A 25,648-nucleotide genomic window follows, 5' to 3' on the forward strand; every position below is an offset into this window, starting at 1 on the left:
GCGTCGGGCGCCTTGCCCGCTCCACAGGTTCCCGGATCATGCGCTCCCTCACCTCCGCCATCGCGCTCGCCGCCACCCTCGGCGCGGCGCTGCCGCTCGCCCCGCTTCCCGGTCCCGCCAGCGCGCAGGACGTGAGCCCCGCCCTCGCAGAGCGGCTGCACGACGCCGTCGGCGACGCCGAGCCCTCGGGCGGCACGAGCTTTTCCACCGCCGAACTCGACCATCTCGTCGCGCCGATCGCGCTCTATCCCGACGCGCTGCTCGCGCAGGTGCTGGTGGCTGCGACCTATCCCGATCAGGTGAGCGCCGCCGGCGCGGTGATCGACCGGGCAGCGGGGATGAGCGACGACGCCCTCTCCGACGCGATCGCGTCCGGGCACTGGGACGAGAGCATCCTCGTGCTGCTCTCCGGCTTTCCGAGCGTCCTCGACCGGATGGCCGCGCAGCCCGACTGGACGCGCGACCTCGGCGCGGCTGTCACGGCCGACCATCCGGGCATCATGGCCGCGGTCCAGACCATGCGCACGCAAGCCGCGGCGCAGGGCAACCTGACCAGCAACGCCGCACAGGTGGTGAGCCGCAGCAGTTCCGGGATCAGCATCCGGCCGGCCGACCCGAAGGTGGTCTACGTGCCGGAATACGATCCGGACACGGTCTACGTGACCCGCGACGTGACCTATGCCGGCCCGAAGCCGGCCGCCTCCGGGGTCAATCCGATCGTGGCCGGCGCGCTCGGCTTCGGCGCCGGCCTCGTCGTCGCGAACCTTTGGCACGACAGCCACCACCACGACAGCAATCCGGGCTGGTCGGACTACTGGCAGCGACAGAACGTCTTCGACTGGCAGGGCGGCAACTTCTACCCGCAGCCGGGGCCGCAGCCCGCGCCGTGGGCACCGCCTCCGGTCGCGCATCGGCCCGGCCCGCCGCCGGCGCCGCCAGTTCCAGCCGCACATCGGCCCGGCCCGCCGCCCGCTGGCCAGCCGGACGGCCAGTCCCCGGGCCATCGCCCCGCTGCCACCCCGGCTGCCAATCCCGGCGCCGACACCGACGCCGCGCCACCGCGGACCGCCGCACCTGACCACCGCCGTCCGCCCGAGCCGCAGCAGCCGCAGCAAGGCCAAGGTGTCCCGGCCCCGCAGCAGCAGGCGCGGCCACGCCCGCAAGCCCACCCGGACACCCAGGCGGGGAAACCGGCGAACCCCAACGCGCCGGGGCCACGCGCCGGTCAGGGCCCGGGCGCCGGGCAGCGGCCGCAGCAACAGCAGCAGGCAGGGCAGCGGCACCCGTTGCCCGCGGTGTGCAAGAAGCACCCGGACGACCCCGCCTGCCGGCCGTAGGCGTCGGCTCAGGCCGCGAGGCCGGTGACGAGCGCGCGCCAGTCGTCGCGCTCGACGCCCCCCGCGACGCGGTGGCCGAAGATCTGGCAGACGAGTTCGCCCGCGGCATCGCACAGCTCGAGCGAATGGATCTCGCCGTTGACCGAGGGTTTGCGCACCACCCACGCCGAGGCGACGAGATCGGTGCGCAGGTGCAGGTTGAAGCCCGGGTCGAGCACGTTGAGCCAAGCCCCCACCGGCTCGATGCGCACGACCGGCCCGGCGTGGATCTGCACGCAGCCGCGGTTCGAGACGAAGACCATGACCGGCATCCCGACGGTGGCGGCACCGTCGAGCAGCGCCCGCACCGCCGACACCGGCACCGCCCGCGCCCGCCCGTCCCCCGCGAGCCGCATCGCCTGCCCCCGGCTGATCCCGAAGCGGCCGAGCAGGAAGAAGAATTCGTGGGTCATCTGCAGCCCGTCCCACGCGGCGCGGAAGCCGGCAACGTCGACCTCGCCGTCCGGCCGCTCTGCCGGACGCGCCGCGGGCGCCGCGAAGGCCGCGGCCGGCGCGTCCGGGGCGGCGAACGCCGCCGCCAGCCGGTCGAAGGCGGCGCGGTCGGTGCCGGCGGTGGCGTAGACCTTGAGGATCGCGGTGCCGGCCGCATCGAAGAACTGCAGGCTGCGCCGCCATCCCGAGCGGGTCTCCTCGTCGAGGCAATAGCCGTAGCGCCAGTGCTGCAGGAACAGCCGCAGGTCGATCTGGCCGACGAACTGCCCGACCGGGCCGTCGATCGCCGGCTCCGACGGACGGCCGGTCAGCTCGTGGACGCAGACCTCGTTGCGCACCAGCGTCATCACCTCGCCGCAGCCGGGCAGGCCGGCGAGGATGGTGCCGAACCCCTCCGGCGCCTCGGGCCGGAGCAGCCGCACCGCCTGCCCCTCGTCGCGGCGCGCTTCGAGAAGCGCCGCCTCCGGCACGCCCAGCGTGGCGGCGAGATCGCGCATGCGCGGCGGCGTGGCGCCCGAGGCCCGGAGCGCGGCCTCGCGGGCGCGCAGATCGGCGGTGGCGGACATGACGAACCCCTCTCTCCCCGAAGCAACCGGCGCGAGGCTAGGGGTGGGGCGGGCCGGCGGCAAGGCCCGTACCCGACGCCGGCCTGCCAGCATGTTGCCATGCGCCTGCCCGTCATGTAACATTCTTGCAAAGGCCCGCGGAAAGGTCCGCCGGGCGACCGACATTCTGGTATCAACGCATGGCGCACGACTTGACGGAGTCTGCGCAGGAGTGTGTCGCATTCGCGCCGAGGCGCCGCGATGACGTGGCGGCGCCGGAGCCCGATCTCTATGCGGCCCTCGACCTGGGCACGAACAGCTGCCGGATGCTCATCGCAACCCCGGACGCCGGGCGGTTTCGCGTGGTCGACGCCTTTGCAAAGTCCGTGCGGCTCGGCTCCGGGCTGGAGCGCACCGGGCACCTGTCGCGGGGCGCGATCGGCCGGACGCTCGCGGCGCTCGAGGTCTGCGCGGCGAAGCTCGCGCGCTACCACGTCGGCAACGTCCGCCTGGTCGCGACCGAAGCCTGCCGCCGCGCCCGCAACGGCAACCACTTCCTGAGCCTTGCCGCGCGCGAGACCGGCCTCGTGCTCGAGGTGATCCGGCCGGAGGAAGAGGCGCGGCTCGCGGTCATCTCCTGCGCGCCGCTGGTCTCGCCCAACGCGGAGCAGGTGCTGGTCTTCGACATCGGCGGCGGGTCGACCGAACTGGTCTGGCTCGACCTCTCGGAGGTCGAGCCCAGCCGCCGGGCGCAGGCGATCGTCAGCCTCGAGATGTCGGGCGGCCGGCAGGGGCCGGACTCCGCGCGCATCGTCGACTTCATCTCGGTGCCGCTCGGCGTCGCGACGCTGCACGAACGCTATGCCGACGTCACCGACGACAGCGCCCGCTTCGCGCTGATGTCGTGGTACTTCGAGGAGCGCATCTCCGGCTTCAAGCCCTATCTCGAGAGCCTGACCGGCGACGATCCCGAGACGTTCCAGATGATCGGCACCTCGGGTACGGTGACGACGGTGGGCGCGGCGCACCTCGGGCTGCGCCGCTACGACCGGCGCAAGGTCGACGGCATGCGCCTGTCGGCGCGGGCGATCGACGAGGTGATCGGCCGCTTCCTGCGGCTCGGGCCGGAGGGGCGGCGGGCGGACATCGGCCTCGGCCGCGACCGCTCGGAAGCTCATCATGTCGGGGGCGGCGATCCTGCAGACGCTGCTGCGGATCTGGCCGACGGAATCGATGCGCGTGGCCGACCGTGGCCTGCGCGAGGGGATGCTGTTCGCGATGATGAACGCGCGCGGTGCGTTCGGCGATGGCATCTGGGCGGAATAGGCGCCCGGGAGAGGATTGGATCCAATGACCGAGAAGCCGGGACCGGGGAAACCTGGGGCGGGGAAACCCGGATCGGGGAGGGGCCACCGCGAGCTGCGCGTGCGGGTGAAGACCGCCAAGGGCCGCAAGCTCAGCTCGACCCTCTGGCTGGAGCGGCAGCTGAACGACCCCTACGTCGCGCGCGCCCGGGCCGAGGGCTATCGCAGCCGCGCGGCCTACAAGCTGATCGAGATCGACGACCGCTTCCGCCTGCTGCAGCCGGGGGGCCGCGTGGTCGATCTCGGCGCGGCGCCGGGCGGCTGGACGCAGGTGGCGGTGGCGCGCACCAACGCCCTCGGCGAGCGCCGGAGCAAGGCGCGCGGCCGGGTGCTCGGGCTCGACCTCACGCCGGTGGAGGCGATCCCGGGCGCCGACCTGATCGAGGCCGACTTCCTCGAGGAGGGCGCCGACGACGCGGTGCGCGCCTGGCTCGGCGGCCAGGCGGACGTGGTGCTGTCCGACATGGCCGCGCCCGCCTCCGGCCACCCGCAGACCGACCACCTGCGCATCACCGCACTGGTCGAAGCGGCGGCGGATCTGGCCATGGACGTGCTGGCCCCGGGCGGCGCCTTCGTCGCCAAGGTGCTGTCGGGCGGCGCGGACGCGAGCCTCGTCAAGTGGCTGAACCGCGGCTTTGCCAAGGTGCAGCACATGAAGCCGCCGGCAAGCCGCAAGGACTCGTCGGAAAAGTTCCTGATCGCCACCGGCTTCCGCGCCCGCCCGGACGCCTGAACCACGCCTCTTCAGGTCTTCATACGGCCTTGAAACCTGGAGAGCAGTCGGTTTTCCGGCCACAGCCGGAAAACAGGCAAGGAAAACCTGCGCGCACCGCGCGCGCCGTATCGCGGGCAATGCCCGCGTCCCCGGCCAACGGCCGCTCGCGCGCCGCCGCCCCGGGGCGCCCGCAGCGGATGCCGCGCCGGCGGAGGGGGGCTCGATGCCCCGCTCCGCCGGCACCCAGCTTCACTTGGGCCCGAGCATGTCCTTGGGCTGCACCACGCGGTCGAAGGTCTCCGCGTCGACGAGGCCGAGGGCGATCGCCTCGTGCTTCAGCGTCGTGCGGTTCTTGTGCGCGGTCTTCGCCACCTTGGTGGCGTTGTCATAGCCGATCGTCGGTGCCAGCGCCGTCACCAGCATCAGGCTCTCCCACATCAGCTTGGAGATCCGCTCCTCGTCCGCCTCGATGCCCACGACACAGTTGTCGGTGAAGGCGCCGGCCGCGTCGCCGAGGAGCTGCATCGCCTGCAGCACGTTGTAGGCGATCATCGGCTTGAAGACGTTGAGCTCGAAGTGGCCCTGGCTGCCGGCGAAGCCCACCGCCGCATCGTTGCCCATGACATGCGCGCAGACCATGGTCAGCGCCTCGGCCTGGGTCGGGTTAACCTTGCCCGGCATGATCGACGAGCCCGGCTCGTTCTCCGGCAGGATCAGCTCGCCGAGGCCGCAGCGCGGGCCGGAGCCGAGCAGGCGGATGTCGTTCGCGATCTTGAAGAGCGAGGCGGCGACCGTCTTCAGCGCGCCCGACATCTCGACCATGGCGTCGTTCGCCGCCAGCGCCTCGAACTTGTTCGGCGCGGTCACGAAGGGCAGGCCGGTGATCTCGGCGATCTTGGCCGCCACCGCCTCGGCGAAGCCCACCCGGGTGTTGAGCCCGGTGCCGACGGCCGTGCCACCCTGCGCCAGCGGATAGATGTTGTGGAGCGCGGCCGTGACGCGCTTGATGCCCTGCTCCACCTGGAAGGCATAGCCGCCGAATTCCTGGCCAAGCGTCAGCGGCGTCGCGTCCTGGGTATGGGTGCGACCGATCTTGATGATGTCCTTGAACGCCTCGGCCTTCTCGACCAGCGCGCCGTGCAGCTTGCGCAGGCCCGGCAGCGTCACGTCGCGGGCGGTGATCGCCACCGCGATGTGCATGGCGGTCGGGAAGGTGTCGTTCGAGGACTGCGCCATGTTGACGTGGTCGTTCGGATGCACCGGCGTCTTCGAGCCCATCACGCCGCCGAGCATCTCGATCGCCCGGTTCGAGATCACCTCGTTGGCGTTCATGTTCGACTGCGTGCCCGAGCCGGTCTGCCAGACGACCAGCGGGAAGTGGTCGTCAAGCTTGCCGGTGGCGACCTCTTCAGCCGCGGCGGCGATGGCGTTGCCGAGCTTTGCGTCGAGGACGCCGGCCGCCATGTTGGCCTGCGCCGCCGCCTGCTTGATGATGCCGAGCGCGCGGACGACGGCGACCGGCTGCTTCTCCCAGCCGATGGGGAAATTCAGGATCGAGCGCTGGGTCTGCGCGCCCCAGTAGCGGGTGCTCGGGACTTCGAGCGGGCCAAAGCTGTCGGTCTCGGTGCGCGTCGCCGTCATCGGAAGGGCTCTCCTCGAAACATGGTTGGCGCCGTCTTAGCGAGGCGCGGCCACGAGGTCCAACGCGGATTCGTGCCCGTAGCAGAGCGAACGCGACGCGTGTAAGCTCGCGGGGGACGGGAAGCGGCAAGGACAGGCCATGGACGAGCTCGACCTCAACCCGGAGATGCTTCAGGAGCTGATCTTCAAGCTCCGGGCGGTGATGGCGCAGGAGGCGCTGGTCTCGCCCGACTCCGGCTCGAACCCGACCGACGACGAGGGGCCGGCGACCCTGCAGGAAGACGCGGGCGACCTGACCCGGACCGAGCTCGAGACGCTGATCGACGATCTCGAGCCCGACCAGCAGGCGCAGCTGGTGGCGCTCATGTGGCTCGGGCGCGGCGACGTGGAGCCCGAGGAGTTTGCCGAGGCGCTGACGCTGGCGGCCGAGCGGCACGAGGGCGCGACCGCGGCGTACCTGCTCGCGCATCCGCATGTGGCGGACTATCTCGACGAGGGGGTCGAGCGGCTGCTGGACGGCACCGACCTGATGGAAAGCGGCGAGTACTGACGAAGGGAGCAGCCCATGGAGCGGGAGATCGACCTCTCCGCCCGGCACCTCATGGACTGGCTGAGGTCGGCGCCGCCGGGCATCGAGGCGCGCGCGACCCGGGAATTCCTGTGCGAGGGCGCGCCGGTCGCGACCGCCGGAGTGGACGCCGAGGACGAGCTTGAAGTGGCGACGACGGTCGGCCTCGTCGAGGTGCGGCCGCTGCGCGAGGCGGGCGAGGCGTGGGTGCTGCGGCTGCGGGTGGAGAACCCGCTCGCCTGCCACCTGCCGGACGACGGCTCGGTGCCGGACGATCCCGAGGAGATCGGCCTCGACGAGTTCGAGGCGTGCTTTCTCGAAGACGAGGCGGGCGATGCCGCGGTGACGGTGGAGGCCGACCGGGCCGCCTGCGCGCGGGCGTTCGACGAGGTTCTGGCAGGGATCCTGAGGGCGGGCCAGGGAGCGACCTGAACGGAGTGTGGCGAAGGCGTCAGCGCGGCTGGCAAGACAGCCGGAGCATGTAGTCCCGCATCAGCGCCACGCGCTGCGGGCGGAAGCTTTCGGTCGTCGCCTCCATCGTGGTGATCCGGTTGACGTGGAACAGGCGGTAGTCCATCCGCAGCCGGCAATGCGCCAGCAGGATCAGGGTGCGGTCGCTGTAGGACAGCCCCAGCGGCCAGATCAGCCGCTCCGAGCGATTGTCGTTCAGGTCGGTATAGCCGATCCACACCGCCATTTCGTCCCAGCAGGAGCGTCGGAGGGCGGCGAGGTCGATCACCGGCGGCGCCCGCTCCGGTCCCCTGGAAAAGCTGCGCATGACGGCGTGGAGGGCGTGGCGCGGCTGTTCGCCGGGCAGCGTCGCGACGATCCGCGACAGGGCGGCGCGCGCGGCCTCGGTCAGCTCGGGATCGCCGATGCGGTCGAGCGACTGCACCGCGAGCAGCAGCGCCTCGATCTCCAGCCGCGAAAAGCTCTGCGGCGGCAGGGCCGGATCCTCGGTCAGCACGTAGCCGACGCCCGCCTCCCCGTCGATCAGCGCGCCTCCGCCCCGCAGCGTCGCGATGTCGCGGTAGAGCTGGCGCCGCGACACGCCGGTCTCGGCCGCGAGGCGCTCGGCCGTCACCGGCGGGGGGAAGCGCCGCAGCACGTCCATCAGGCGCATCAGCCGGTCGGTGCGAGCCATCCTGTCATCTTCTGTCAGCAGCGCCGGCGTAGGGACGTGGCAGCAGACAGCGAGGGAGTCAAATCATGCTGACCTTCTACCATTCGCCCAGCAGCCGCTCGACCTCCGTGCGGGAGCTGATCATCGAGCTTGGCGTCGCCGACCAGAATCCGCACGGTCGAGGTGACGATCCCGCGCCAGGACGGCTCGGGCGCCCGTGATCCGGCGAACCCGCATCCCGAGGGCAAGGTGCCGTATCTGACCGATGGCGGGGACTCGGTGCGGGAGCGGGCGGCGATCATCCTCTACCTGACCGACCGCTTTCCTGATGCCGGTCTGGGGCGGCCCGTCGGGCACCCGGAGCGGGGGCGCTATCTCTCTTGGCTGGTGTGGTATCAGGGGGTGTTCGAGCCGGTGGCGATCCTCGGCTGGGCCGGGGTGAAGCATCCGGCGATCGAGGCGTCGCTGCGCGACTACGACACGGCGCTTACCCGGCTCGACGAGGTGCTGACGACGCAGCCCTATCTTCTGGGCGAGACCTACAGCGCCGCCGATCTGCTCTGCGCCGGGCCCTTCGCCTGGTTCGGGGACGCGCTGCCGGCGACGCCGGCGGTGAAGGCGTGGGTCGCCCGCTGCATGGACCGCCCGGCGGTGCGCGAGGTCGGCGGGCGCTAGGACTCCCAGCCGCGCACCACCACCCGGGCGCGCCGGCCGAGATGGGCGAGCAGGAACGCGAGGTCCGCGCGCCGCACGGCGATGCAGCCGGCGGTCGGATGGCGCGGCCGGCGCCAGACGTGCAGGAAGATGGCGCTGCCCCTGCCCGCCACCGGCGGGCAGCGGTTCCAGTCGAGCACGGCAACGATGTCGTACTGAGGATCCGCCCGGCGCAGCGCCTCGTGACCGAAGCCGTGCGGACGGAGGACGGGGCGGTTGTAGGCGGGATCGGCCGGGTCGTCGGACCAGCCGTCGCGCGGGCCGATGGCGCGGCCCGGCTGCGCCGCGGGACGGGCGACGCGATCCGGGCGATGGAGCACGGCCTCGATCCGGTGGCGGCCGACGGGCGTCACGCCGTCGCCCTCGCGCAGCTTCACACCGATGCCGCCGCGGCCGGTGGCGCAGGGAAAGCGGCGGTTGCCGAGCCGTGCGCCCCAGCGGGTCACGACGAGATCGCCGGGCCGGGCGGCATCAGGCATGAGACGGACGCCGGTATGCGGCGGGACGCTCGGGAGCGGCGGGTTGCGGAACCGTCCGGCGCTGCCCCGGATCGTCGCGGCGGTCGCTCCGCGTCACAGCAGGTGGCCGCTCTTGGCCGCCTTGGTGGCGAGATACCCCGCGTTGAAGCGGGTGCGGCCGACCTTGAGCGGCACGCGCTCGACGACGCGCAGGCCGCACCCCTCCATCATCGCCACCTTGCGCGGGTTGTTCGTCATCAGCCGCACCTCGCGGAAGCCCATGGTGCGCAGGATGTTGGCGCCGAGACGGAAATCCCGCTCGTCGTCCTCGAAGCCGAGGCGGTGGTTCGCCTCGACGGTGTCGAAGCCCTGGTCCTGCAGGGCATAGGCGCGCATCTTGTTGGCGAGGCCGATCCCCCTGCCCTCCTGGTTCAGGTAGAGCAGCACGCCCTCGCCGCCCGCGCCGATCTGCTCCAGCGCCGCATGCAGCTGCGGGCCGCAGTCGCACTTCAGGCTGCCACACAGGTCGCCGGTGAAACAGGCGGAGTGCAGCCTGCAGAGCACCGGCCGCGCCCGGTCGGCGGCGCCCACCTCCACCGCATAGTGCTCCTCGGTGCCGTCGCGCGGGCGAAACACCCGCACCCGGCCCGCCTCGCTGACCGCGAGCGGCACCCGTGCCGCGGCGATCTCCACCAGCACCGGCGCCACCGGCTCGGGCGGCACGTCGGCAAGCGCCACGCACGACAGGCCGTGCGCCGCCGCCAGCGCCGCCGCCTCCGCCACCGGCAGCACGACGACGAGCGCGGCGGGCAGCAGGTGCGCCCCCTTGAGCAGCGCGATCGCCGCCCGGTGCAGGCTGGCGTCGCCGCCGCGGCGGGTGAGATAGGGCCCCTTCATCGGCCAGTCGAGATCGGCCGCCGGGTTCGCCGTCGCGCGAACCCACTCGATGCCCGCGTCCGCCGGCAGCGCGACGCGGGCGAGGTCGCGGTCGTAGGCCCGCGCCTTCAGCGTCTCGGCCCGCCAGTCGGTGATGGCGAGATCGACCGGACCGAGCCCGCGCAGGTCGTCGAGCCGCGCCGCCGGCGCCGTCTCGGCCGCGAGGACCAGCCCGCCGCCGGCCTCGCCCGGCGCCGGCTCCGGCCCGAGGATGACGATCCCGGCGCCCATGCGCAGGTCGGAGCGCGCCCGCGCGAGGCGCTCCACCGCGTCCAGCCCGAGGCCCATGCCACCCTCCCCTGAAACATTCCCGTGTCCGGAGACACACTGCCGTGAGGCCAAGGAGGGAAATATTGCGGATGGACGGGAAAACCAACAGGTCGATCGGGCAAAAAGGAGGCGAGCCATGGGCGTCGTGAAGAAAATCCTGATGGTGGACGACGATCCGGACCTGCGCGAGGCGCTGGCGGATCAGCTCGTGGCGACCGAGGAGTTCGACGTGTTCGAGGCCGGCGACGGCGAGGGCGGCCTGTCCCGGGCCCGCGAACAGGTCTACGACCTCGTCATCCTCGACGTCGGCCTGCCGGACATGGACGGGCGCGAGCTGTGCCGGCTGATGCGCAAGCAGGGGGTGAAGTGCCCGATCCTGATGCTGACCGGGCATACCACCGACAGCGACCAGATCCACGGGCTCGAATCCGGCGCGAACGACTACATCTCGAAGCCGTTCAAGCTGCCGGTGCTGCTCGCGCGGATCCGGGCGCAGCTGCGCCAGCACGAGCAGTCGGAGGACGCGGTGTTCGGGGTCGGGCCGTACAGCTTCCGCCCGGCGGCGAAGCTGCTCGTCGACGAGCACGAGAAGAAGATCCGCCTGACCGAGAAGGAGACGAACATCCTGAAGTTCCTCTACCGCTCGGGGGCGAGCGTCGTGCCGCGCGACACGCTGCTGCACGAGGTCTGGGGCTACAACGCCGGCGTCACGACGCACACGCTGGAAACCCACATCTACCGCCTGCGCCAGAAGATCGAGCCCGATCCGGCAAACGCCCAGATCCTCGTGACCGAGCCCGGCGGCTATCGCCTCGTCCCCTGACGTGCCCCGCCCCCCGGGCCAGGGACTTTTTCTTGGCGACAAATACTCTCGGGGGTGAACTGGCCGAAGGCCAGGAGGGGGCGGAAAGCCCCCTCCGCGACGCCGGGCCCCCGCACCGCGGCGCCCCGCACGGACCCGGTGGAGCGCCGCTTGCCCCGCGGCCGGCGACGCGGTAGCTGCGAACGCATGACGGTGACGATCGCCAGCTGGAACATCAATTCGTTCCGCCTCCGCGAGGAGACGGTGCTGCGCCTCCTGCGCGAGGAGGGGCCGGACGTGCTCTGCCTGCAGGAGACGAAATCGCCGGTGGACAAGCTGCCGCTCGCGGCGGCCTGTGCGCTCGGCTATGCCCATGTCGTCGCGCGGGGACAGCCGGGGTACAACGGCGTCGCGATCCTGTCGCGGCTGCCCCTCGACGAAGCGCCGGCGCTCGACTTCGGCCTGCCGCAGGACGCCCGGCACGTGGCGGCGCGGCTTCCCTCCGGGGTGGTGGTGCACAACCTCTATATCCCGGCGGGCGGCGACCTGCCCGACCCGGTGCTGAACCCGAAGTTCCGCCGGAAGCTCGACTTTCTCGACGCGGTGCGCGCCGCCTTCGCAGAGGCGCCGCGCGACGGCGCGATCCTCGTCGGCGACTTCAACGTGGCGCCGCGCGAGGACGACGTCTGGGACCACCGGAAGCTCCTGCGCGTCGTCACCCACACCCCGGTCGAGGTCGCGGCGCTCGAAGCGATCCGCGGCGCGGGCGGCTTCGTCGACGTGACGCGGGCGCACCTGCCGACGGGGCGGCTCTACTCGTGGTGGTCGTACCGGGCGGCGGACTGGTCGGCGGCGGACAAGGGGCGCCGGCTGGATCACATCTGGGCGACACCGGATCTCGCCGCGCGTTCGGGCGGCAGCCGCATCGCCCGCGCGGTGCGGGGATGGGACCGGCCGAGCGACCATGCGCCGGTCTTCGCGGAGTTCGAGGCATGATCGAGGCGGAGCTGGACGGGCCGGACGGGAACGGCGCCGTGGGGCGCATCGTGCTGAGCCGGCCGGAGGCGCACAACGCGCTCGACCGGGCCGGGATCGCGGCGCTCGACGCGGTGCTCGCCGACTGGGAGGACCGGGAGGCCCTGCGCGTCGTGGTGCTGACCGGGCGCGGCCGGTCGTTCTGCGCCGGTGCGGCGCTCGGCGAGGTGGCGGGCGGCAGCTTTGGCGGCGCAAACCCGCTCGGCGCGCTCTGCGACCGGCTCGACGCCTTTCCCGTGCCGGTCGTCGCGGCGCTGAACGGCGGGGTCTACGGCGGCGGCGTCGACCTGGCGCTCGCCTGCGACTTCCGCGTGGGGGTCGAGGGGATGCGCGCCTTCGTGCCGCCGGCCCGGCTCGGCATCCACTACGAGCCGGCGGGCATCGCGCGGGCGGTCGACCGGCTGGGGTCGCAGGTGGCACGGCGGATGTTCCTGCGCGCCGAGAGCTTCGACGCGGCGGCCCTGCTCGCGGCAGGCTTCGTCGACGAACTGGTGGCGCCCGACCGGCTGTCCGCGCGGGCGGAGGAGATCGCGGCGGAGATCGCCGGTCTCGCACCGCTCGCCGTGCGCGGGATGAAGCGGACGCTGCGGGAAATCGTCGCGGGGACGCTGGACGCTGACGCGGCCCGGGCGCGGATCGCGGCGTGCTTCGCCTCCGAGGACCACGCCGAGGGGCTGGCGGCGCAGCGGGAGAAGCGGGCGCCGCGGTTTCTCGGGCGCTGACACCGGCCGAGCGTGGAGCGCGCTGCGCGTTCGGATGCCTCCGGCGGGAGTATTTTCCGCAGGAGGAAGGCCGGACGGCGTGGTCGGGCGGCGTGCGTCGGAGTCAGACCGAGCGGATCAGCGCGCGGTCCAGCACGCGCAGGACGTGGGCGAGGTCGTTGCCGCGGCGCAGGATGCGGCCGTCCATGGCGACGACCATGTACTGTCCCTGTCGGCCGGCAAGCCGGGGGTGCTTCTCGATCCGGTAGAGCGGCCGCTCGGCGCTGTGGCGGAAGATCGAGAAGATCGCCTGTTCCTTCAGCATCGAGATGCCGTAGTCGCGCCAGACGCCGGCGGCGACCGCCCGTCCGTAGAGGCCGAGAATGAGGGAAAGCTCGGTGCGATGAAAGGCGACCGCGTCGGGAGGGCTCGGGAACTGGGCGATCTCGGAGCTGCCGATCATGACGCGAGCATGACCGGGCGCCGGAGGTTTTGCAAGCGCGCGCCTGCGATTGCTTGACCGTCTTGAGGATGACGCCCCGCGGCGCTAGCATCAGGGCATCATGCAGGGCCTCGACACGCTTCCCACCCCGTGCCTGCTCCTCGACGAGGCGCGGATGCTCGCAAACATCGCCCGCATCCACGGCCGGCTGGCCGGGACCGGCGTCACCTATCGCGCGCACCTGAAGACCGCGAAGTCGGTGGAGGTGGCGCGGCGGCAGATGCTGTCGCCCGCGGGCCCGGCCATGGTCTCGACGCTGAAGGAGGCGGAGCGGTTTGCCGACGCCGGCGTCACCGACCTCCTCTACGGCGTCGGCATCGCGCCACAGAAGCTCGACGAGGTGCTGGCGCTGCGCGCGCGCGGGGTCGAGCTGGCGGTGATCCTCGACAGCGTGGCGCAGGCCGAGGCGGTGGCGCGGGCCTCCCGACCGGGCGACCGGCTGCCGGCGCTGATCGAGATCGACTGCGACGGGCACCGCTCCGGGGTCCGGCCCGGCGACGCCGGCCTGCTGCGGGCGATCGCGGCGGCGCTCGAGCCCGCGGCCGAGCTGCGCGGGGTGATGACCCACGCGGGCGAGAGCTATGGCGCACGCGGGCGCGCGGCGCTGGAGGCGGCGGCCGAGGCCGAGCGCGCGGCGGTGGTCGGGGCGGCGGCGACGCTGCGGGCGGCGGGACACCCCTGCCCCGTGGTCAGCGTCGGCTCGACGCCGACACTGATGAGCGCCACGGGCTTCGACGGGCTGACCGAGTTTCGCGCCGGGGTCTGCGTGTTCTTCGACCTGTTCCAGGCGGGGGTCGGGGTCTGTGGCACCGACGACATCGCGCTGAGCGTGCTCGCGACCGTGATCGGCCACCAGCCGGAAAAGGGCTGGATCATCACCGATGCCGGCTGGATGGCGATGTCGCGCGACCGCGGCACCGCGACCCAGGCGGTCGACCAGGGCTATGGCGTGGTCTGCCGGCTCGACGGCTCGCCTTACGACGACCTGATCGTGATCGGCGCGAACCAGGAGCACGGCATCGTCGCGCCCCGCCCGGGCAGCGGCGCCCCGACACCGGAGCTGGCCATCGGCGCGCGGCTCCGGGTGCTGCCGAACCACGCCTGCGCGACCGCGGCGCAATACGATCACTACGAGGTGCTGCGTGCCGGCGCGGTCGCGGAGAAATGGCCCCGGTTCAGCGGCTGGTGACGCCGTGAGCCTCCGGGCGCAGGTCTGGATCCACGCGCGGGATGCGTTTCGCGACCGTCGCACCCGGCCCTTGGGGCGTGTCAGCGCGATCGGGACCAGCGCCCGTGGCTCGGCGGGATGCCGTCCGCACTGCGGATCCTTTGGCCCGAAGTTGTCGTCAAAATCGCGGGAAACCGCCCTTGATCTCACCCCGGCGAGGCGGTATGCAGCCCGGGCACTGGGGAATAGGTTAACGGTAGACCCGCAGACTCTGACTCTGTTAGTCCTGGTTCGAATCCAGGTTCCCCAGCCATTTTTACCGAAAATTCAGCGATTTCTGCGAGTTATGTCCCCGACTCGAGGGGTGGCTCGCGAATCCGGCGCCGTGTGACAAAGGCTGCAGCACAGACTGTAGCACAAGCGGCGATGCGGCAGCCGCGGGACAGGTCGGACGGCGGGGCGACTCGTCGCGTGCCGCAGCGCCCGCCCAACAGAAAAAGCACATCTCCTCGATCCGGCATCTGATACCACCGGCCGCGCTTTCTGACTCTCTTGGGATTCCCAATTCGGCTGATCTCTGACTCACTGCGGTCGAGGCAGGAGGAGGCTGGGGATGTCAGCGGCGGTGCAGGTGACAAGAAGGGAGCTGACGGCGGCGGAGCTGAGGCGCGCGGCTGGCAGGAGCCGGGATGCGAAGGCGGCGCGGCGGATGCTGGCGATCGCGCTGGTACTGGAGGGGGTCGATCGGCAGACCGCGGCGGAGACCTGCGGGATGGACCGGCAGACGCTGCGGGACTGGGTGCACCGCTACAATGCCGAGGGGCTGGCGGGGCTCTCGAACCATCGGGGCGGGGCGCAGCCGCGACGGCTGTCGCCGGCGCAGATGGCCGAGTTCGCCTCCTGGGTGGAGGCGGGTCCCGACCCGGCGCCCGTTCCAGTGGGGGACGGGGTGGTGCGGTGGCGGCGGCAGGATCTCGGGCGACGGATCGCGGAGCGGTTCGGGGTGGAGGTGCACGAGCGGACGGTGGGCAAGTATCTGGCGGCGCTCGGCTACCGGCGCCTGTCGGTTCGTCCGCGGCATCCGAAGACCGATCCCGAAGCCCAGGAGGGGTTTAAAAAAGCTTCCCCGACGCGGTAGCCGCGGCGCTGCCCGAGGCGGCACGGGGCAAGCCGCTGGAGATCTGGTTCCAGGACGAGGCAAGGGTCGGCCAGCAGGGCACGCTCACCCGCATCTGGGCGAAGCGTGGCACCCGGCCAAGGGCGCCGCGCGACACCCGCTTCCAGTGGGCCTACATCTTCGGCGCGGTCTGCCCGGATCGCGGCGTGGCGGCGGGCCTCGTCATGCCCTTCGCCGACACCCCCGCGATGAACGCCCACCTCGCCGAGATCGCCGGCGCCGTCGCGCCCGGCACCCACGCCGTGCTCGTCCTCGACGGTGCCGGCTGGCACGGCGGAGGCGGCCTCGTCGTCCCCGACAACATCTCCCTCCTCGTGCTGCCGCCCTACAGTCCCGAACTGAACCCCGTCGAGAACGTCTGGCAATACCTCCGCGCCAACTGGCTCGCGATCAGCGTCTTCGACGACTACGACGCCATCGTCGATGCCTGCTGCGACGCATGGAACCGCTTCGCGACACAGCCAGCAGTCATCGCATCGATCGCATCAAGGGAGTGGGCGAAGGTCAATCCATAAGGCCGGTGGTATGACCCGCCGCGGCGCGGTCTGGTACTTCCGCAAGCGCGTCCCGGAGCGCTTCAGGATCCTCGGGGTCCGGGCCGTCTGCTGTCTGTCTTTGCGGACCACCTCGCTCGCCGAGGCGGCCGCGCGGAGCCTCCGGCTGCTGCCTGCCCTCGAGACGGCATGGAGGTGGGTCGACATGAACATGATGAGCGGAAGGCCCCTGCCGGCCAGCGCCATCGAGCAGATCGTCAACGAGGTGCTGATCCGGGAGCTTCTCCCGGATCATCCACGAGGCCGAGGGCAGCCTGGCCCGGACCAGGGAAGAGGCGCAGGCTGTCCTCGAGCGGATGGAGCAGGCAAAGTCCGGGCTGAAGGAGGACGCTGCGCGCCGGGACCACGCGCGTGCGAAGGCGCCGGCGGCCGAGGCGGCGTTGGCGCTCGGCTACCATCCATCCCCGGATGCGGACGTCCGGCAGCGGCTCTACGCCCGCTCCTTCGCAGCGGTCCGGCAGGTGAACGCCTTCGAGAAGCGCCTGGAGGAGGGCGACACCGTCGAGGAAAGCGCCGACCGCGCCGGCATCCCGCCGCAGATCGTCAGCGAGGCGCGGCAGCGGATGACCGGGCGCGGCGTCACGGTCGAGGCTGCCTTCGACGCCGCGATCGAGCGGAAGTACGCGGGGTCGCGGGACAACCAGAACCATGCGCGCGCCGCGAAGCGGATGGCGCTGGATTTCTGGGGCAACGTGTCGTTGTCGTCGCTGACCGAGGCAGATTTCGTCGACCTTCTCCTGTTCATGCGGCGGCTGCCGGTCAGGCACGGGCGAAACCACGTGACGTGCCCCCCTCCGGTCCCTCGATCATTGTGAGAGCCCTTGGTTTTGATAGCGGACCTCCGTCGCCGACGGTAGCGGGCGGCCGGCGGAGCGGTTGGTGTGGCGGAGCCGGCCGGCCGCGGGGTCCTGGCGAACCGCATCCGGTGTCAGGCCGCCGTGCGCCGAGTGGGGCCGGACGAGGTTGTAGTCGAGCCGCCAGCGCTCGATGGTCGTGCGGGCCTCGGCGAGGTTGGCGAACACCTCCTCATTCAGGCACTCGTCACGCAGCCGGCCGTTGAAGCTCTCGACGAAGCCGTTCCGCTGCGGCTTTCCCGGCGCGATGCAGTGCCAGGCAATGCCCGATCGGTTGGTCCATTCGAGGATGGCGCGGCTGGTCATCTCGGTGCCCCTCGCCATGGTCTCTCGGACCAGTGGCGTTCCCATGGCTCGATCGCTGACGATGACGGCTGGCTTGCCGCGGCGGGCGACGAGCGCGTCGCGCTCGCGCGCGAGACGCCCGCCGTCGATCGAGGTGTCGACCACGAGAGCCAGCGCCTCGCGGGTGAAGTCGTCGACGACCGCGAGGGCGAGCCATTGTCCGCCATCGGTCCGAGGACGATGGCGAGCGAAGCGACGGCCCCAGTCGAGGGCGTCGGAGACGAAGTCGAGGCTCCAGCGCTGGTTCGGCCCGTCCGGCAGCGTCACCGGCGCCCGCGTCCCGGTCGCCCGCTTGCGGCCGCGCCGGCGGCGCACCGCCAGCCCCTCCTCGGAATAGAGCCGGTAGAGCTTCTTGCGGTTCATGGTGATGCCCTCTCGCTCGAGCAGGATGCCGAGCCGCCGGTAGCCGAAGCGGCGCCGGTCCGCCGCCAGGCTCCGCAGCCGCTCGCGCACGTCGCCGTCGCCAGGCTCGGGCTCCCGGCGCACGGTCTTGGGATCGATCCGGACCAGCTCGCAGGCGCGCCTTTGCGAAAGCCCGCGCTCGGCCATCAGGCGGAGCACGGCCTCCCGGCGCGCTGCGAGCCCGGTCAGTTTTTTCCCAGCAGATCCTTCAGCGCCGCCACATCCAGCATCGACTCGGCCAGCAGCTTCTTCAGCCGCCGGTTCTCGTCCTCGAGCGCCTTCAGCTTCTGCGCATCCGACACCTCGAGGCCGCCATACTTCGCCTTCCATCGGTAGAAGGTCTGCTGGCTGATCCCGTGCCGACGACAGACCTCGTCGGTCGTCCCGCCCGCCTCCTGCTTGCGCAGCACGCCAATGATCTGCGCTTCGCTAAACCTGCTCTTCTTCTCGTCCGTCTCCTTCAGGTGGCGGACTCTCACTCAAATCGAGGGATCAGGAAGGGGGCAGGTCAAGCGCATGACGGAACGCAACCGCGGCAGGATCGGGCGTGACTGATGGCGGGCGTCGCGGAGATCCCGCATATCGCAGCGCCGACCACTCTATTCCTGCCTTGCGGTGGCAACCTCGGTGGATACCCATAATCTCAGCCGCATAAAAGCCTCGCCTGAGGGACGATTACATGGTGATCCGGCACAAACGTTGCTCTCCAGTTTGGCTAGGTCTTTTGAACTTGCCGCGCCCGGATACTTTCTTCCCCTATTCACAGGGCCTGTCTTTCCTGGCTTTCGCGCAGGACCATGTCCGCGCCCTTTTCCCCAATCATGATGCAGGGGGCGTTGGTGTTGCCGGTGGTGATCGTCGGCATGATCGAGCCATCCACCACCCGCAGTCGCCCGATTCCATGCACGCGCAGTTGGGCATCGACCACAGCCTCGGGGTCGCGGCCCATCTTGCAGGTGCCAACTTGGTGCCAGCCACAGGCGCCGTTATTGGCAGTATGCCCCAAAAGCTGCTCGTCGCTATTGACGTCCGATCCAGGAAGTATCTCACGTTCGACATGCGAGGCCAACGGATCGCAAGCCAGGATCTTTCGCATCTCTCGGATCCCCGCAATCGTGCGCATGCCATCGCGCGGTGCCGAGAGATAGTTGGGCTGCATCAGGGGCGGAACCAGCGGATCGGGGGATTTCAATTCGATCCAGCCGCGCGATTCCGGGTTCAGCAGCACAACCCCCGCACTGATGCCCGGATAAGGATCAATATGCATCTTGCTGGCATTCACATCGAAATGATACGAAATCGGCCGCATCGAGAATTGCAGATCCGGAATGACCTCCTGCTCGGAACTGCGCACAATGACCGAAACCTGCGCGGGCGAGATCCCCAACGCTCCCTTCCGGGTCAGCAGATAGCGTGCACCCTCGACATATTTCCGCCAGCCCGACAGGGTCGAATTCAGCGAGAAACCTGGTTTGACCCGCCAGACCATCGGCGCGAACCAGTGATCTTGCAGATTTCGGCCCACGCCCGGCAGATGCGCGACGCTTTCGATGCCGAAGCCGCGCAACTTTTCGGCGTCCCCGATCCCGGACAACAGCAGCAGTTGCGGCGTGTTCAGCGAGCCCGCCGCCAGCAGCACCTCGCGGCCGGCCGCGATGATCCGGCGGGCGCCGTCCTGCTGGATCTCGATCCCGGTCGCGGCCTTGTCCTTCAACATTACCCGCAGCACCTGCGCGTTCATCAGGATCGTCAGGTTCCTGCGATGCCGGATCGGTTCGATGAACGCCTTGTAGGTGCTGGCGCGGCGTCCACCCGCGATGGTGAACTGGTGGAACGAGACCCCTTCATAGGGCGGCGCGTTGATATCGTCGATCTTGTGGATTCCGGCTCTTTCGGCAGAATCGCAATACTCCTTCAGAACAGGCGCATGGATCACCGGATCGGAAACCGTCAGCGGACCCCTGTCGCCGTGATATTCATTCCTGATCCGGGTATTGCTCTCGGACTTCTTGAAGAATGGCAGTACATCGTCCCAACCCCAGCCTTCATTTCCCAGATCCCGCCATTCATCGAAATTCGCCGGGTTGCCGCGAATATAGACCATGCCGTTCAGCGAGCTGGTCCCGCCCATCATCCGCCCGCGCGGCCAGTAGATGCTGCGTCCGGCAGCATTCGGGATCGCCTCGGTGTGATATTTCCAGGTCAGCTTCTCATCGTCGAAGATCGCAGCGGTGCCGAGCGGCGTGTTCACCCAGAATTTTTCGGCAGAGCCGCCCGCCTCGATCAGCAGCACGCTGTTATCGGAATTTTCCGATAGCCGGTTGGCAAGTACGCACCCCGCCGATCCGGCCCCCACGACGATATAGTCATACTGTTCCATCTGGACCTCTTCCGGTTCCAATCGTGACATTCCCGGGCCATCCCTGGAAAATATTCCAAACCGATCACTCGATCCGCAGGCCGAAAAAGATACTGGAAAGGTGAGCGATCGGGGTTTCTTGAAGATCTGGATTAATCCCAATAGACCCCATCCTTGGAAAGCTCATCGAAATGAGCCATCTCATGCGCGAAATATACGGGTATGCCCGCGTTCTTCAACCGCTTGACGATCATATGCGATCTTTCGTTTGCCGTCAGGTCGTGATCGAAGGGCATCGGGGCGGCCAGGCTGAAAGCTTCGATGGTATGCGCAACATCCGCGCCAAGGCACACCCTCCCTCGGTTCTCGAAATCGAGCAGCAGCATCTGATGCCCGGGCGCATGACCTGGCGTCTTTATCAGCTTCATCGAACCATCTTCGAACAGGTCCACGTCGCCATCCACTTCCAGGATGTCCAGGTTTCGGGCGATTGATACATCGCCAGGGTAATAGGCAAACCGGGTCCATCTTTCAGGCCAGTGAGCGTAACGAATTTCATCGTGCTGGACGACGTGGCAAGCATCAGGGAAATACGTCATGCCGCCGGCATGATCGACATGAAGATGCGAGTATACCACATATTTCACATCGCTGCATTTATACCCGAATTTTTCCAGCTGGCGGTCGATCGCATCATCACGCGTTACCCGGCTTGCGCCAAATGCAGAGTGCAGGTCCAACCCATAGCGCTCGACCGACAGCTCGCTATCGGAAATCGCGTGATTAAGACCTGTGTCAAACAGGATCAGCCCATGCTTGTGGTGTTCGATTATATTGACGGGTGAGGGAATATCTATCATCCCCTCGGCCATTTCATACATATGGGCCTTGGGAACGCGACATCTGCCGGTATCCACTGTCAGCATTCGCAGTTTCGGCATCAAAATCTCCTTTCAGCTCCATCAACGGCAAACTCGTCGTTCCCGGATGAGGGTCGCGCCCTGACCATGTGGGAAAGAATTTGCACCAGTGTCGCGCAGATGCATCGGGGCCCATGCGCTCGTGTTTTGCGGCCGATGCGATACAGGATTGCCGGCGTAACCCATTTTGCACTGGATTACGCCATTTCCAGCCGATCAAAACTGCTTGGAAGCTGCGCGATAGGCTTCGAGCACCTCGGTGCCCGGCCGGCCGGTGCCGTTCAGAATCTCGGCCCATTCGTCCTGGACCGGAAGCCCGATCGCGTTCCAGCGTTCGACCTCCTCCGGCGGCATGATCGTGATTTCCATTTTCCCCGCGGCGACGAGTTCCTCGCGCACGGTTTTCTGCTTTTCGTCGAGGAAGGCGCAGAGATGTTTCTGCGCCGTCATGCCGGCATCGGACAGCGCCTTCTGGGATTCCGCATCCAGCTCCTGCCAGGTATCCTCGCTGATGACGAAGACGAGGCTGCCACCGCCCAGCATGGTCGGTTCGGCCGCAAAGCGCAGAAGCTCGGCCATGCCCTCCATGACGATGGTGCCGATGGGCTGGAAGGTGCCATCCACGGTGCCCTTCTGAAGGCTGTCGTAGATTTCACCCTGCGTCGTGGAAATCGGAACGGCGCCGAGCGCGGTCAGCGTTTTGGTCAGTGCCCCGCCCGAGGAACGGACCTTCAGTCCGCGCAAGTCTTCCAGCGAGGTGACCTTCTTGCGGCTGGTCATCACCTCATAGGGCGCCATCACGGCGACGGAGAGGGGGCGCAGGCCCTGCGGCTTGTATTCGCTCTCATAAAGGACGCCGCCCTCTTTCACCGCGTTCCAGAACCGCGCCGTTCCTTCGCATGAGGTGCTGTGAAAGCCCGGCAGTTCGACCACGGCGGTCAGCGGCATGGCTTCGACCTCATAAGAGGGCGGAATGATCCCCGCAGTGGCAAGCCCGGTGTCGATGACGGTGGTGGTCTGCTTGCCCAGTTGACCGGCCGGAAAAGTCGTGAACGTCAGCTCGCCGTTCGAGTTCTTGGTAGCCTCGTCCACCAGGACCTTGCCCCATTCCACCCAGTGCCACAGATCGGCGCCGAATATGTGGGTGACCTTGATCTCGGTCTGTGCGGTGGCGGTGCCGGACAGCATCGTCGTGACGGCCAGCGCGACCGCGATGCCTGACAGATGTTTCATCGGGTTCTCCTCCTGTTGACTTGATTTCTGCTACGCATGTCCCGCCTGCGCTCGTGAAGGAACATGGCGGTATCAGTTCAGACCGGGCCTGCGCGGTGCGGCGTCTTGCCGGATCATGTCCGCGCCCTTTTCGCCGATCATGATGCAGGGAGCGTTGGTATTGCCCGCGACCAGCAACGGCATGATGGAGGCGTCGGCGACCCGCAGGCGGCGGACGCCCCGGACGCGAAGCCGCGCGTCTACCACCGCCATCGGATCGTTGCCCATCTTGCAGGTGCCGACCGGATGCCAGGCACTGTTGCCCTTGGCCTTCAGGTAATCCAGCCATTGATCGTCGCTGGTCACATTCGCGCCGGGCGAAATCTCGCTGACGATGCGCGCGCTCAGCGGCGCGGTTTCAGTGATCTTGCGCAGCATCCGCAACCCGATCAGCGAACGTTCGATGTCGCGCGGATCGCTGAGGTAATTCGGGTGGAACAGCGGCGCCTGCAACGGATCGGCCGAGGCAAGCTCCATATGCCCGCGCGAATCCGGGGTCAGCAGCACCATCGAACCGTTGACTCCGGGCAACGGGTCGATGACCGGATTGCCCGAGGCGTCATAGACGTAGGTCATGGCGCTGAAGGCCAGCTGGATATCGGCCTCGGCGCGGTCATCGCCGCTGCGGATATAGGCGCTGACCGGCGAGGCGCCGATCGCCAGGCAACCGCTGCGGGTCAGCAGATAGCGGATGCCTTCCAGATATTTGCCGATGCCGCGCAGCCGGGCGTTGTAGGAACTCTCCTCGGTCGAGCGCCAGGAACAGACCGCATGCCAGTGATCCTGCAGGTTCTGCCCCACACCCGGCAGGTCCAGCCGCGCCTCGATGCCCTGGCGCGCAAGCATGGCGGGATCGCCGATACCGGACAGCATCAGGATCTGCGGCGACCCGAAGGCGCCGCCCGACAGGACGACCTCGCGCGCGGCCAGGATCTCGCGCCGGGCGCCGCCCTGCTGCACCTCGATGCCGGTCGCCTCGTCGCCCTCGAACAGGACTCGGCAGACATGGGCATCGGTCAGGATCTTCAGGTTGGCGCGCTGGCGCACCGGCTCAAGGAAGGCCTTGTAGGTGCTGTGCCGGCGGCCGTTCCTGATCGTATACTGGCGATAGGCGACACCGGGCAGCGGCGATGAGTTCAGATCGTCGACCCGGGGGATGCCCGCATTCACCGCGGCCGCGATGAAATCGTCCGAGGTCGGATGCCGGAATTCGGGGTCGGTGACGCTCAGCGGGCCGTTGCTGCCGTGAAAGGTGTTGGCACCTTGCTGGTTCGCCTCGGAGCGGATGAAATAGGGCAGGACATCGTCCCAGCCCCAGCCCTCGTTTCCGAGATCCCGCCAGCGGTCGAAGTCGCAGGGTTGGCCGCGCATGTAGATCATGCCGTTGATGCAACTGGTCCCGCCCAGGCCCTTGCCGCGCGGCCAGTAGATCTTGCGACCGCCGACACCGGGGTCCGGCTCGGTATGAAAATACCAGTTGAACTTGCGGCTCGCGAACAGCTTGCCGATCCCGGCCGGCATGTTGATCCAGAAATCGTCGGTCTCGCCCCCGGCCTCGACCAGCAGCACCTTTGTGGCGGGGTCTTCGGACAGGCGGCTTGCCACCACCGCGCCCGAGGATCCCGCGCCGACGACGATATAGTCGTAGGCCTCGGCCATTTCAGGCACCGCCTGCCAGTTCCGACCGCCCGGCCTGGGTGGAGAGGAATTCAAAGCCCGCATAGCCGTCGGCCTGGATCTCCTGCCATTTCTTGCGGTAGTCGCCGGCGCTGCCGATGAAGATCATGACCCGCGGCTTGTCCTTGCCCTCGACGTTGCTGTTGACCCCGGTGATCCAGGATTCGACCTTGGCCGACAGCAGCTTCTCGGCCATGCCGCGCACCAGGTCGGTCCATTCGCTCTCGGCCTCGGCGGTGGCCTCGACCCGGTCGCTGCCGGTATCACGCGCGTGGCACAACAACTCGGTGATCAGGTTCGAGCTGTATTCCAGCGCCGGCGGGAAGTTCCCGATCGAGGCCAGCGGCCCGCCGACCATGAACATGTTGGGAAAGCCGTGGACCTGAATGCCGATATAGGTGATGGGACCGTCATTCCACTTGTCCTTGAGGGCGCGGCCGCCCTCGCCCCGGATGTCGATCCGGTCGTAGCTGCCGGTGACGGCGTCGAAGCCGGTCGCATAGATGATGGCGTCGAATTCGTATTCCCGTTCGGTGGTGCGGATGCCCTTGGGGGTGACCCGCTCGATCGGCGTTTCCAGCAGCGAGACAAGCTTCACGTTGGGCTTGTTGAAGGTCTCGTAATATTTCGTCTCCAGGGGCACGCGGCGGGTGCCATAGCCGTAATCCTTGGGGATCAGCCGTTCCGCCGTCTCGGGATCCTCGACCCGTTCGCGGATACGGTCGGCGACGAAGTTCGAGATGATGGCATTCGCCTCGGGGTTGCTACCGATGTCGCGATAGGTGCCGTAGCGGAAGTTCATTCCGCGCCCGTGCCAATAGGCCTTGCCCAGGGTCTCGTTGCGGGTTTCCTCGTCGACGCCGATGATATCCACGGGCGGGGCGTCATGCAGGAACCAGCCCGAGGTCTGGCGGCAGCGGGCGATGATCTCGGGATAGTTTTTCCTGATCTCCTCCATGTCGCTTTCGGACAGCGGGCTGTTGTTCAGCGGAGAGCACCAGTGCGGCCGGCGCTGGAGGACCACCAGTTCCTTGGCGTATTTCGACACTTCCTGGATGACCTGCACGCCGGTCGCGCCGGTTCCCATGACGGCGACTCGCTTGCCCTCCAGATCGACCGGCGTCGTCGGCCAGCGCGAGGTGTGATAGGATTCGCCCTCGAAGCTTTCGCGGCCCGGGATGTTCGGGAAGACCGGCTCGGACAGCGGGCCGACCGCCAGGCACAGGAAGCGGGCATGGAATTCCCGGCCGTCGGTGGCCGTTACGGTCCAAGTCGTCGAAGCCTCGTTGAAGCGGGCGCTGGCGATGCGGGTGTTGAAGGAGATGTCCTTGCGCAGGTCCAGCCTGTCGGCAACGAAGTTGAAATACCGCTGCAATTCGGGCTGGGTCACGAAATGCTCGGACCAGCTCCATTCGTCCAGGAGGACCTTCGAGAACGCATAGCCGTAGGTATAGGCCTCGCTGTCCAGCCGCGCGCCCGGATAGCGGTTCCAATGCCAGACGCCGCCGACGGTCTCCGCCGCCTCGATCCCCAGCACGTCGAAACCCTGCTCCCGCAGCTTGTAGAGCTGGTAAAGCCCTCCGACGCCGGTGCCGACAACGATGGCGTCACGGATCTTCCGCGCGGGCGGGGCCGGCTGGTTCGTCTCGGACATGTCTTCCTCCCTCTGGATGTATCGCAGCGCCATGGGCTACCTGCGGCCAAGGCATGCCTCGGC

Annotated in this window: 24 protein-coding genes, 1 tRNA gene and 2 pseudogenes; 15 read left to right on the forward strand and 12 right to left on the reverse strand. The window is 68.9% G+C overall.

The window, feature by feature from the left end; translation table 11 throughout:
* Positions 1 to 38 precede the first annotated feature (38 nt).
* Complete coding sequence (locus QM699_RS10160) at positions 39 to 1,337, forward strand: DUF3300 domain-containing protein (RefSeq protein ID WP_415011015.1); 1,299 nt, start codon at positions 39 to 41, stop codon at positions 1,335 to 1,337.
* A gap of 8 nt (positions 1,338 to 1,345) precedes the next feature.
* Here the strand turns inward: QM699_RS10160 and QM699_RS10165 are convergent, their stop codons facing one another.
* Positions 1,346 to 2,395 carry a hemin-degrading factor gene (locus tag QM699_RS10165; protein WP_415011016.1) on the reverse strand — a complete coding sequence of 350 codons (1,050 nt, stop codon included), beginning with the start codon at positions 2,393 to 2,395 and terminating at the stop codon, positions 1,346 to 1,348.
* 179 nt (positions 2,396 to 2,574) lie between these two features.
* Here QM699_RS10165 and QM699_RS10170 point away from each other — a divergent pair.
* Both QM699_RS10170 and QM699_RS10175 read left to right on the forward strand, forming a co-directional pair.
* Positions 2,575 to 3,700 (forward strand): annotated as a pseudogene (locus QM699_RS10170) (Ppx/GppA phosphatase family protein).
* A gap of 24 nt (positions 3,701 to 3,724) precedes the next feature.
* The gene (locus QM699_RS10175; protein WP_415011017.1) at positions 3,725 to 4,471 is read left to right on the forward strand and encodes an RlmE family RNA methyltransferase; all 747 of its coding nucleotides are present in this window, start codon (positions 3,725 to 3,727) and stop codon (positions 4,469 to 4,471) included.
* A 231-nt stretch (positions 4,472 to 4,702) separates the two neighbouring features.
* Here QM699_RS10175 and fumC read toward each other — a convergent pair whose 3' ends face one another.
* Positions 4,703 to 6,094 carry a class II fumarate hydratase gene (gene fumC, locus QM699_RS10180; RefSeq protein ID WP_415011018.1) on the reverse strand — a complete coding sequence of 464 codons (1,392 nt, stop codon included), beginning with the start codon at positions 6,092 to 6,094 and terminating at the stop codon, positions 4,703 to 4,705.
* A 139-nt stretch (positions 6,095 to 6,233) separates the two neighbouring features.
* Here fumC and QM699_RS10185 point away from each other — a divergent pair, with 139 nt between their 5' ends.
* Together QM699_RS10185 and QM699_RS10190 are read left to right on the forward strand one after the other, a co-directional pair.
* Positions 6,234 to 6,644, forward strand: coding sequence for a DUF3775 domain-containing protein (locus tag QM699_RS10185; RefSeq protein WP_415011019.1), 411 nt, complete (start codon positions 6,234 to 6,236; stop codon positions 6,642 to 6,644).
* A gap of 15 nt (positions 6,645 to 6,659) precedes the next feature.
* Positions 6,660 to 7,094: a hypothetical protein gene (locus tag QM699_RS10190; protein ID WP_415011020.1), complete on the forward strand. Its 435-nt coding sequence runs from the start codon at positions 6,660 to 6,662 to the stop codon at positions 7,092 to 7,094.
* A 19-nt stretch (positions 7,095 to 7,113) separates the two neighbouring features.
* On the opposite strand, the gene QM699_RS10195 is transcribed toward QM699_RS10190, so the two are convergent.
* The gene (locus QM699_RS10195; RefSeq protein WP_415011021.1) at positions 7,114 to 7,806 is read right to left on the reverse strand and encodes a helix-turn-helix transcriptional regulator; all 693 of its coding nucleotides are present in this window, start codon (positions 7,804 to 7,806) and stop codon (positions 7,114 to 7,116) included.
* A gap of 65 nt (positions 7,807 to 7,871) precedes the next feature.
* Between QM699_RS10195 and QM699_RS10200 the strand changes: the two genes are divergently transcribed.
* Both QM699_RS10200 and QM699_RS10205 read left to right on the forward strand, forming a co-directional pair.
* A complete protein-coding gene (locus QM699_RS10200) occupies positions 7,872 to 8,006 on the forward strand; it encodes a hypothetical protein (protein ID WP_415011022.1) in 135 nt (44 codons plus the stop codon).
* On the forward strand, positions 7,969 to 8,460 hold the full coding sequence (locus QM699_RS10205; RefSeq protein ID WP_415011023.1) for a glutathione S-transferase family protein: 492 nt from the start codon (positions 7,969 to 7,971) through the stop codon (positions 8,458 to 8,460). The genes QM699_RS10200 and QM699_RS10205 overlap by 38 nt, the downstream gene beginning before the upstream one ends.
* Here the strand turns inward: QM699_RS10205 and QM699_RS10210 are convergent.
* A complete protein-coding gene (locus QM699_RS10210; protein ID WP_415011024.1) occupies positions 8,457 to 8,978 on the reverse strand; it encodes a L,D-transpeptidase family protein in 522 nt (173 codons plus the stop codon). The genes QM699_RS10205 and QM699_RS10210 overlap by 4 nt on opposite strands.
* A gap of 93 nt (positions 8,979 to 9,071) precedes the next feature.
* The gene (gene ribA / locus QM699_RS10215; RefSeq protein WP_415011025.1) at positions 9,072 to 10,181 is read right to left on the reverse strand and encodes a GTP cyclohydrolase II; all 1,110 of its coding nucleotides are present in this window, start codon (positions 10,179 to 10,181) and stop codon (positions 9,072 to 9,074) included.
* A 118-nt stretch (positions 10,182 to 10,299) separates the two neighbouring features.
* Between ribA and QM699_RS10220 the strand changes: the two genes are divergently transcribed.
* The 3 genes from QM699_RS10220 to QM699_RS10230 all read left to right on the forward strand — a co-directional run bounded on the left by QM699_RS10220 (position 10,300) and on the right by QM699_RS10230 (position 12,722).
* Positions 10,300 to 10,986 (forward strand): response regulator transcription factor, encoded by a 687-nt coding sequence (locus QM699_RS10220; RefSeq protein WP_415011026.1) that lies wholly within the window; start codon positions 10,300 to 10,302, stop codon positions 10,984 to 10,986.
* Positions 10,987 to 11,172: 186 nt separating this feature from the next.
* Positions 11,173 to 11,961 (forward strand): exodeoxyribonuclease III, encoded by a 789-nt coding sequence (locus tag QM699_RS10225; protein WP_415011027.1) that lies wholly within the window; start codon positions 11,173 to 11,175, stop codon positions 11,959 to 11,961.
* Positions 11,958 to 12,722, forward strand: coding sequence for an enoyl-CoA hydratase/isomerase family protein (locus QM699_RS10230; RefSeq protein WP_415011028.1), 765 nt, complete (start codon positions 11,958 to 11,960; stop codon positions 12,720 to 12,722). The genes QM699_RS10225 and QM699_RS10230 overlap by 4 nt, the downstream gene beginning before the upstream one ends.
* Positions 12,723 to 12,825: 103 nt before the next feature.
* Here QM699_RS10230 and QM699_RS10235 read toward each other — a convergent pair whose 3' ends face one another.
* A complete protein-coding gene (locus QM699_RS10235; RefSeq protein WP_415011029.1) occupies positions 12,826 to 13,164 on the reverse strand; it encodes a DUF2794 domain-containing protein in 339 nt (112 codons plus the stop codon).
* A gap of 100 nt (positions 13,165 to 13,264) precedes the next feature.
* Between QM699_RS10235 and QM699_RS10240 the strand changes: the two genes are divergently transcribed.
* From QM699_RS10240 to QM699_RS10260, 5 genes and pseudogenes are all read left to right on the forward strand, one after another.
* A complete protein-coding gene (locus QM699_RS10240; protein WP_415011030.1) occupies positions 13,265 to 14,392 on the forward strand; it encodes an alanine racemase in 1,128 nt (375 codons plus the stop codon).
* 218 nt (positions 14,393 to 14,610) lie between these two features.
* Positions 14,611 to 14,684, forward strand: a tRNA-Gln gene (locus tag QM699_RS10245).
* Between the two features lie 300 nt (positions 14,685 to 14,984).
* Positions 14,985 to 16,063 (forward strand): IS630 family transposase gene (locus QM699_RS10250; protein WP_415011031.1). Its coding sequence is split into 2 segments (ribosomal slippage): positions 14,985 to 15,492 and positions 15,492 to 16,063, totalling 1,080 coding nucleotides; the frame shifts between segments, so codons are not numbered across the junction.
* Positions 16,064 to 16,073: 10 nt separating this feature from the next.
* Positions 16,074 to 16,226: pseudogene (locus tag QM699_RS10255) on the forward strand (DUF6538 domain-containing protein); the annotation flags it as partial.
* A gap of 172 nt (positions 16,227 to 16,398) precedes the next feature.
* Entirely contained in the window at positions 16,399 to 16,917 is a 519-nt protein-coding gene (locus QM699_RS10260; protein WP_415011032.1) for a hypothetical protein, read from the forward strand.
* Here QM699_RS10260 and QM699_RS10265 read toward each other — a convergent pair.
* From QM699_RS10265 to QM699_RS10290, 6 genes are all read right to left on the reverse strand, one after another.
* Positions 16,909 to 18,167 (reverse strand): IS3 family transposase gene (locus tag QM699_RS10265; protein ID WP_415012733.1). Its coding sequence is split into 2 segments (ribosomal slippage): positions 16,909 to 17,894 and positions 17,894 to 18,167, totalling 1,260 coding nucleotides; the frame shifts between segments, so codons are not numbered across the junction. The genes QM699_RS10260 and QM699_RS10265 overlap by 9 nt on opposite strands.
* A 296-nt stretch (positions 18,168 to 18,463) precedes the next feature.
* A complete protein-coding gene (locus tag QM699_RS10270) occupies positions 18,464 to 20,083 on the reverse strand; it encodes a GMC family oxidoreductase (protein WP_415011033.1) in 1,620 nt (539 codons plus the stop codon).
* A gap of 131 nt (positions 20,084 to 20,214) precedes the next feature.
* Entirely contained in the window at positions 20,215 to 21,003 is a 789-nt protein-coding gene (locus QM699_RS10275) for an N-acyl homoserine lactonase family protein (RefSeq protein ID WP_415011034.1), read from the reverse strand.
* Positions 21,004 to 21,198: 195 nt separating this feature from the next.
* Positions 21,199 to 22,215 carry a TRAP transporter substrate-binding protein DctP gene (dctP, locus tag QM699_RS10280; RefSeq protein WP_415011035.1) on the reverse strand — a complete coding sequence of 339 codons (1,017 nt, stop codon included), beginning with the start codon at positions 22,213 to 22,215 and terminating at the stop codon, positions 21,199 to 21,201.
* A gap of 72 nt (positions 22,216 to 22,287) precedes the next feature.
* Entirely contained in the window at positions 22,288 to 23,913 is a 1,626-nt protein-coding gene (locus QM699_RS10285; protein WP_415011036.1) for a GMC family oxidoreductase, read from the reverse strand.
* 1 nt (position 23,914) lies between these two features.
* Positions 23,915 to 25,585, reverse strand: a complete 1,671-nt coding sequence (locus QM699_RS10290; protein ID WP_415011037.1) for a flavin-containing monooxygenase — start codon at positions 25,583 to 25,585, stop codon at positions 23,915 to 23,917.
* Positions 25,586 to 25,648 lie beyond the last annotated feature (63 nt).

Origin of the sequence: Amaricoccus sp. (genome assembly GCF_047602525.1) — a bacterium.
GTDB lineage: Bacteria > Pseudomonadota > Alphaproteobacteria > Rhodobacterales > Rhodobacteraceae > Amaricoccus.

Bases quoted from the DNA above. Each gene is read 5' to 3' on its own strand.
- QM699_RS10160 (WP_415011015.1), top strand. From the start codon at position 39: ATGCGCTCCCTCACCTCCGCCATCGCGCTCGCCGCCACCCTCGGCGCG.
- QM699_RS10165 (WP_415011016.1), bottom strand. From the start codon at position 2,395: ATGTCCGCCACCGCCGATCTGCGCGCCCGCGAGGCCGCGCTCCGGGCC.
- QM699_RS10175 (WP_415011017.1), top strand. From the start codon at position 3,725: ATGACCGAGAAGCCGGGACCGGGGAAACCTGGGGCGGGGAAACCCGGA.
- fumC (WP_415011018.1), bottom strand. From the start codon at position 6,094: ATGACGGCGACGCGCACCGAGACCGACAGCTTTGGCCCGCTCGAAGTC.
- QM699_RS10185 (WP_415011019.1), top strand. From the start codon at position 6,234: ATGGACGAGCTCGACCTCAACCCGGAGATGCTTCAGGAGCTGATCTTC.
- QM699_RS10190 (WP_415011020.1), top strand. From the start codon at position 6,660: ATGGAGCGGGAGATCGACCTCTCCGCCCGGCACCTCATGGACTGGCTG.
- QM699_RS10195 (WP_415011021.1), bottom strand. From the start codon at position 7,806: ATGGCTCGCACCGACCGGCTGATGCGCCTGATGGACGTGCTGCGGCGC.
- QM699_RS10200 (WP_415011022.1), top strand. From the start codon at position 7,872: ATGCTGACCTTCTACCATTCGCCCAGCAGCCGCTCGACCTCCGTGCGG.
- QM699_RS10210 (WP_415011024.1), bottom strand. From the start codon at position 8,978: ATGCCTGATGCCGCCCGGCCCGGCGATCTCGTCGTGACCCGCTGGGGC.
- ribA (WP_415011025.1), bottom strand. From the start codon at position 10,181: ATGGGCCTCGGGCTGGACGCGGTGGAGCGCCTCGCGCGGGCGCGCTCC.
- QM699_RS10220 (WP_415011026.1), top strand. From the start codon at position 10,300: ATGGGCGTCGTGAAGAAAATCCTGATGGTGGACGACGATCCGGACCTG.
- QM699_RS10225 (WP_415011027.1), top strand. From the start codon at position 11,173: ATGACGGTGACGATCGCCAGCTGGAACATCAATTCGTTCCGCCTCCGC.
- QM699_RS10230 (WP_415011028.1), top strand. From the start codon at position 11,958: ATGATCGAGGCGGAGCTGGACGGGCCGGACGGGAACGGCGCCGTGGGG.
- QM699_RS10235 (WP_415011029.1), bottom strand. From the start codon at position 13,164: ATGATCGGCAGCTCCGAGATCGCCCAGTTCCCGAGCCCTCCCGACGCG.
- QM699_RS10240 (WP_415011030.1), top strand. From the start codon at position 13,265: ATGCAGGGCCTCGACACGCTTCCCACCCCGTGCCTGCTCCTCGACGAG.
- QM699_RS10260 (WP_415011032.1), top strand. From the start codon at position 16,399: ATGGAGCAGGCAAAGTCCGGGCTGAAGGAGGACGCTGCGCGCCGGGAC.
- QM699_RS10270 (WP_415011033.1), bottom strand. From the start codon at position 20,083: ATGGAACAGTATGACTATATCGTCGTGGGGGCCGGATCGGCGGGGTGC.
- QM699_RS10275 (WP_415011034.1), bottom strand. From the start codon at position 21,003: ATGCCGAAACTGCGAATGCTGACAGTGGATACCGGCAGATGTCGCGTT.
- dctP (WP_415011035.1), bottom strand. From the start codon at position 22,215: ATGAAACATCTGTCAGGCATCGCGGTCGCGCTGGCCGTCACGACGATG.
- QM699_RS10285 (WP_415011036.1), bottom strand. From the start codon at position 23,913: ATGGCCGAGGCCTACGACTATATCGTCGTCGGCGCGGGATCCTCGGGC.
- QM699_RS10290 (WP_415011037.1), bottom strand. From the start codon at position 25,585: ATGTCCGAGACGAACCAGCCGGCCCCGCCCGCGCGGAAGATCCGTGAC.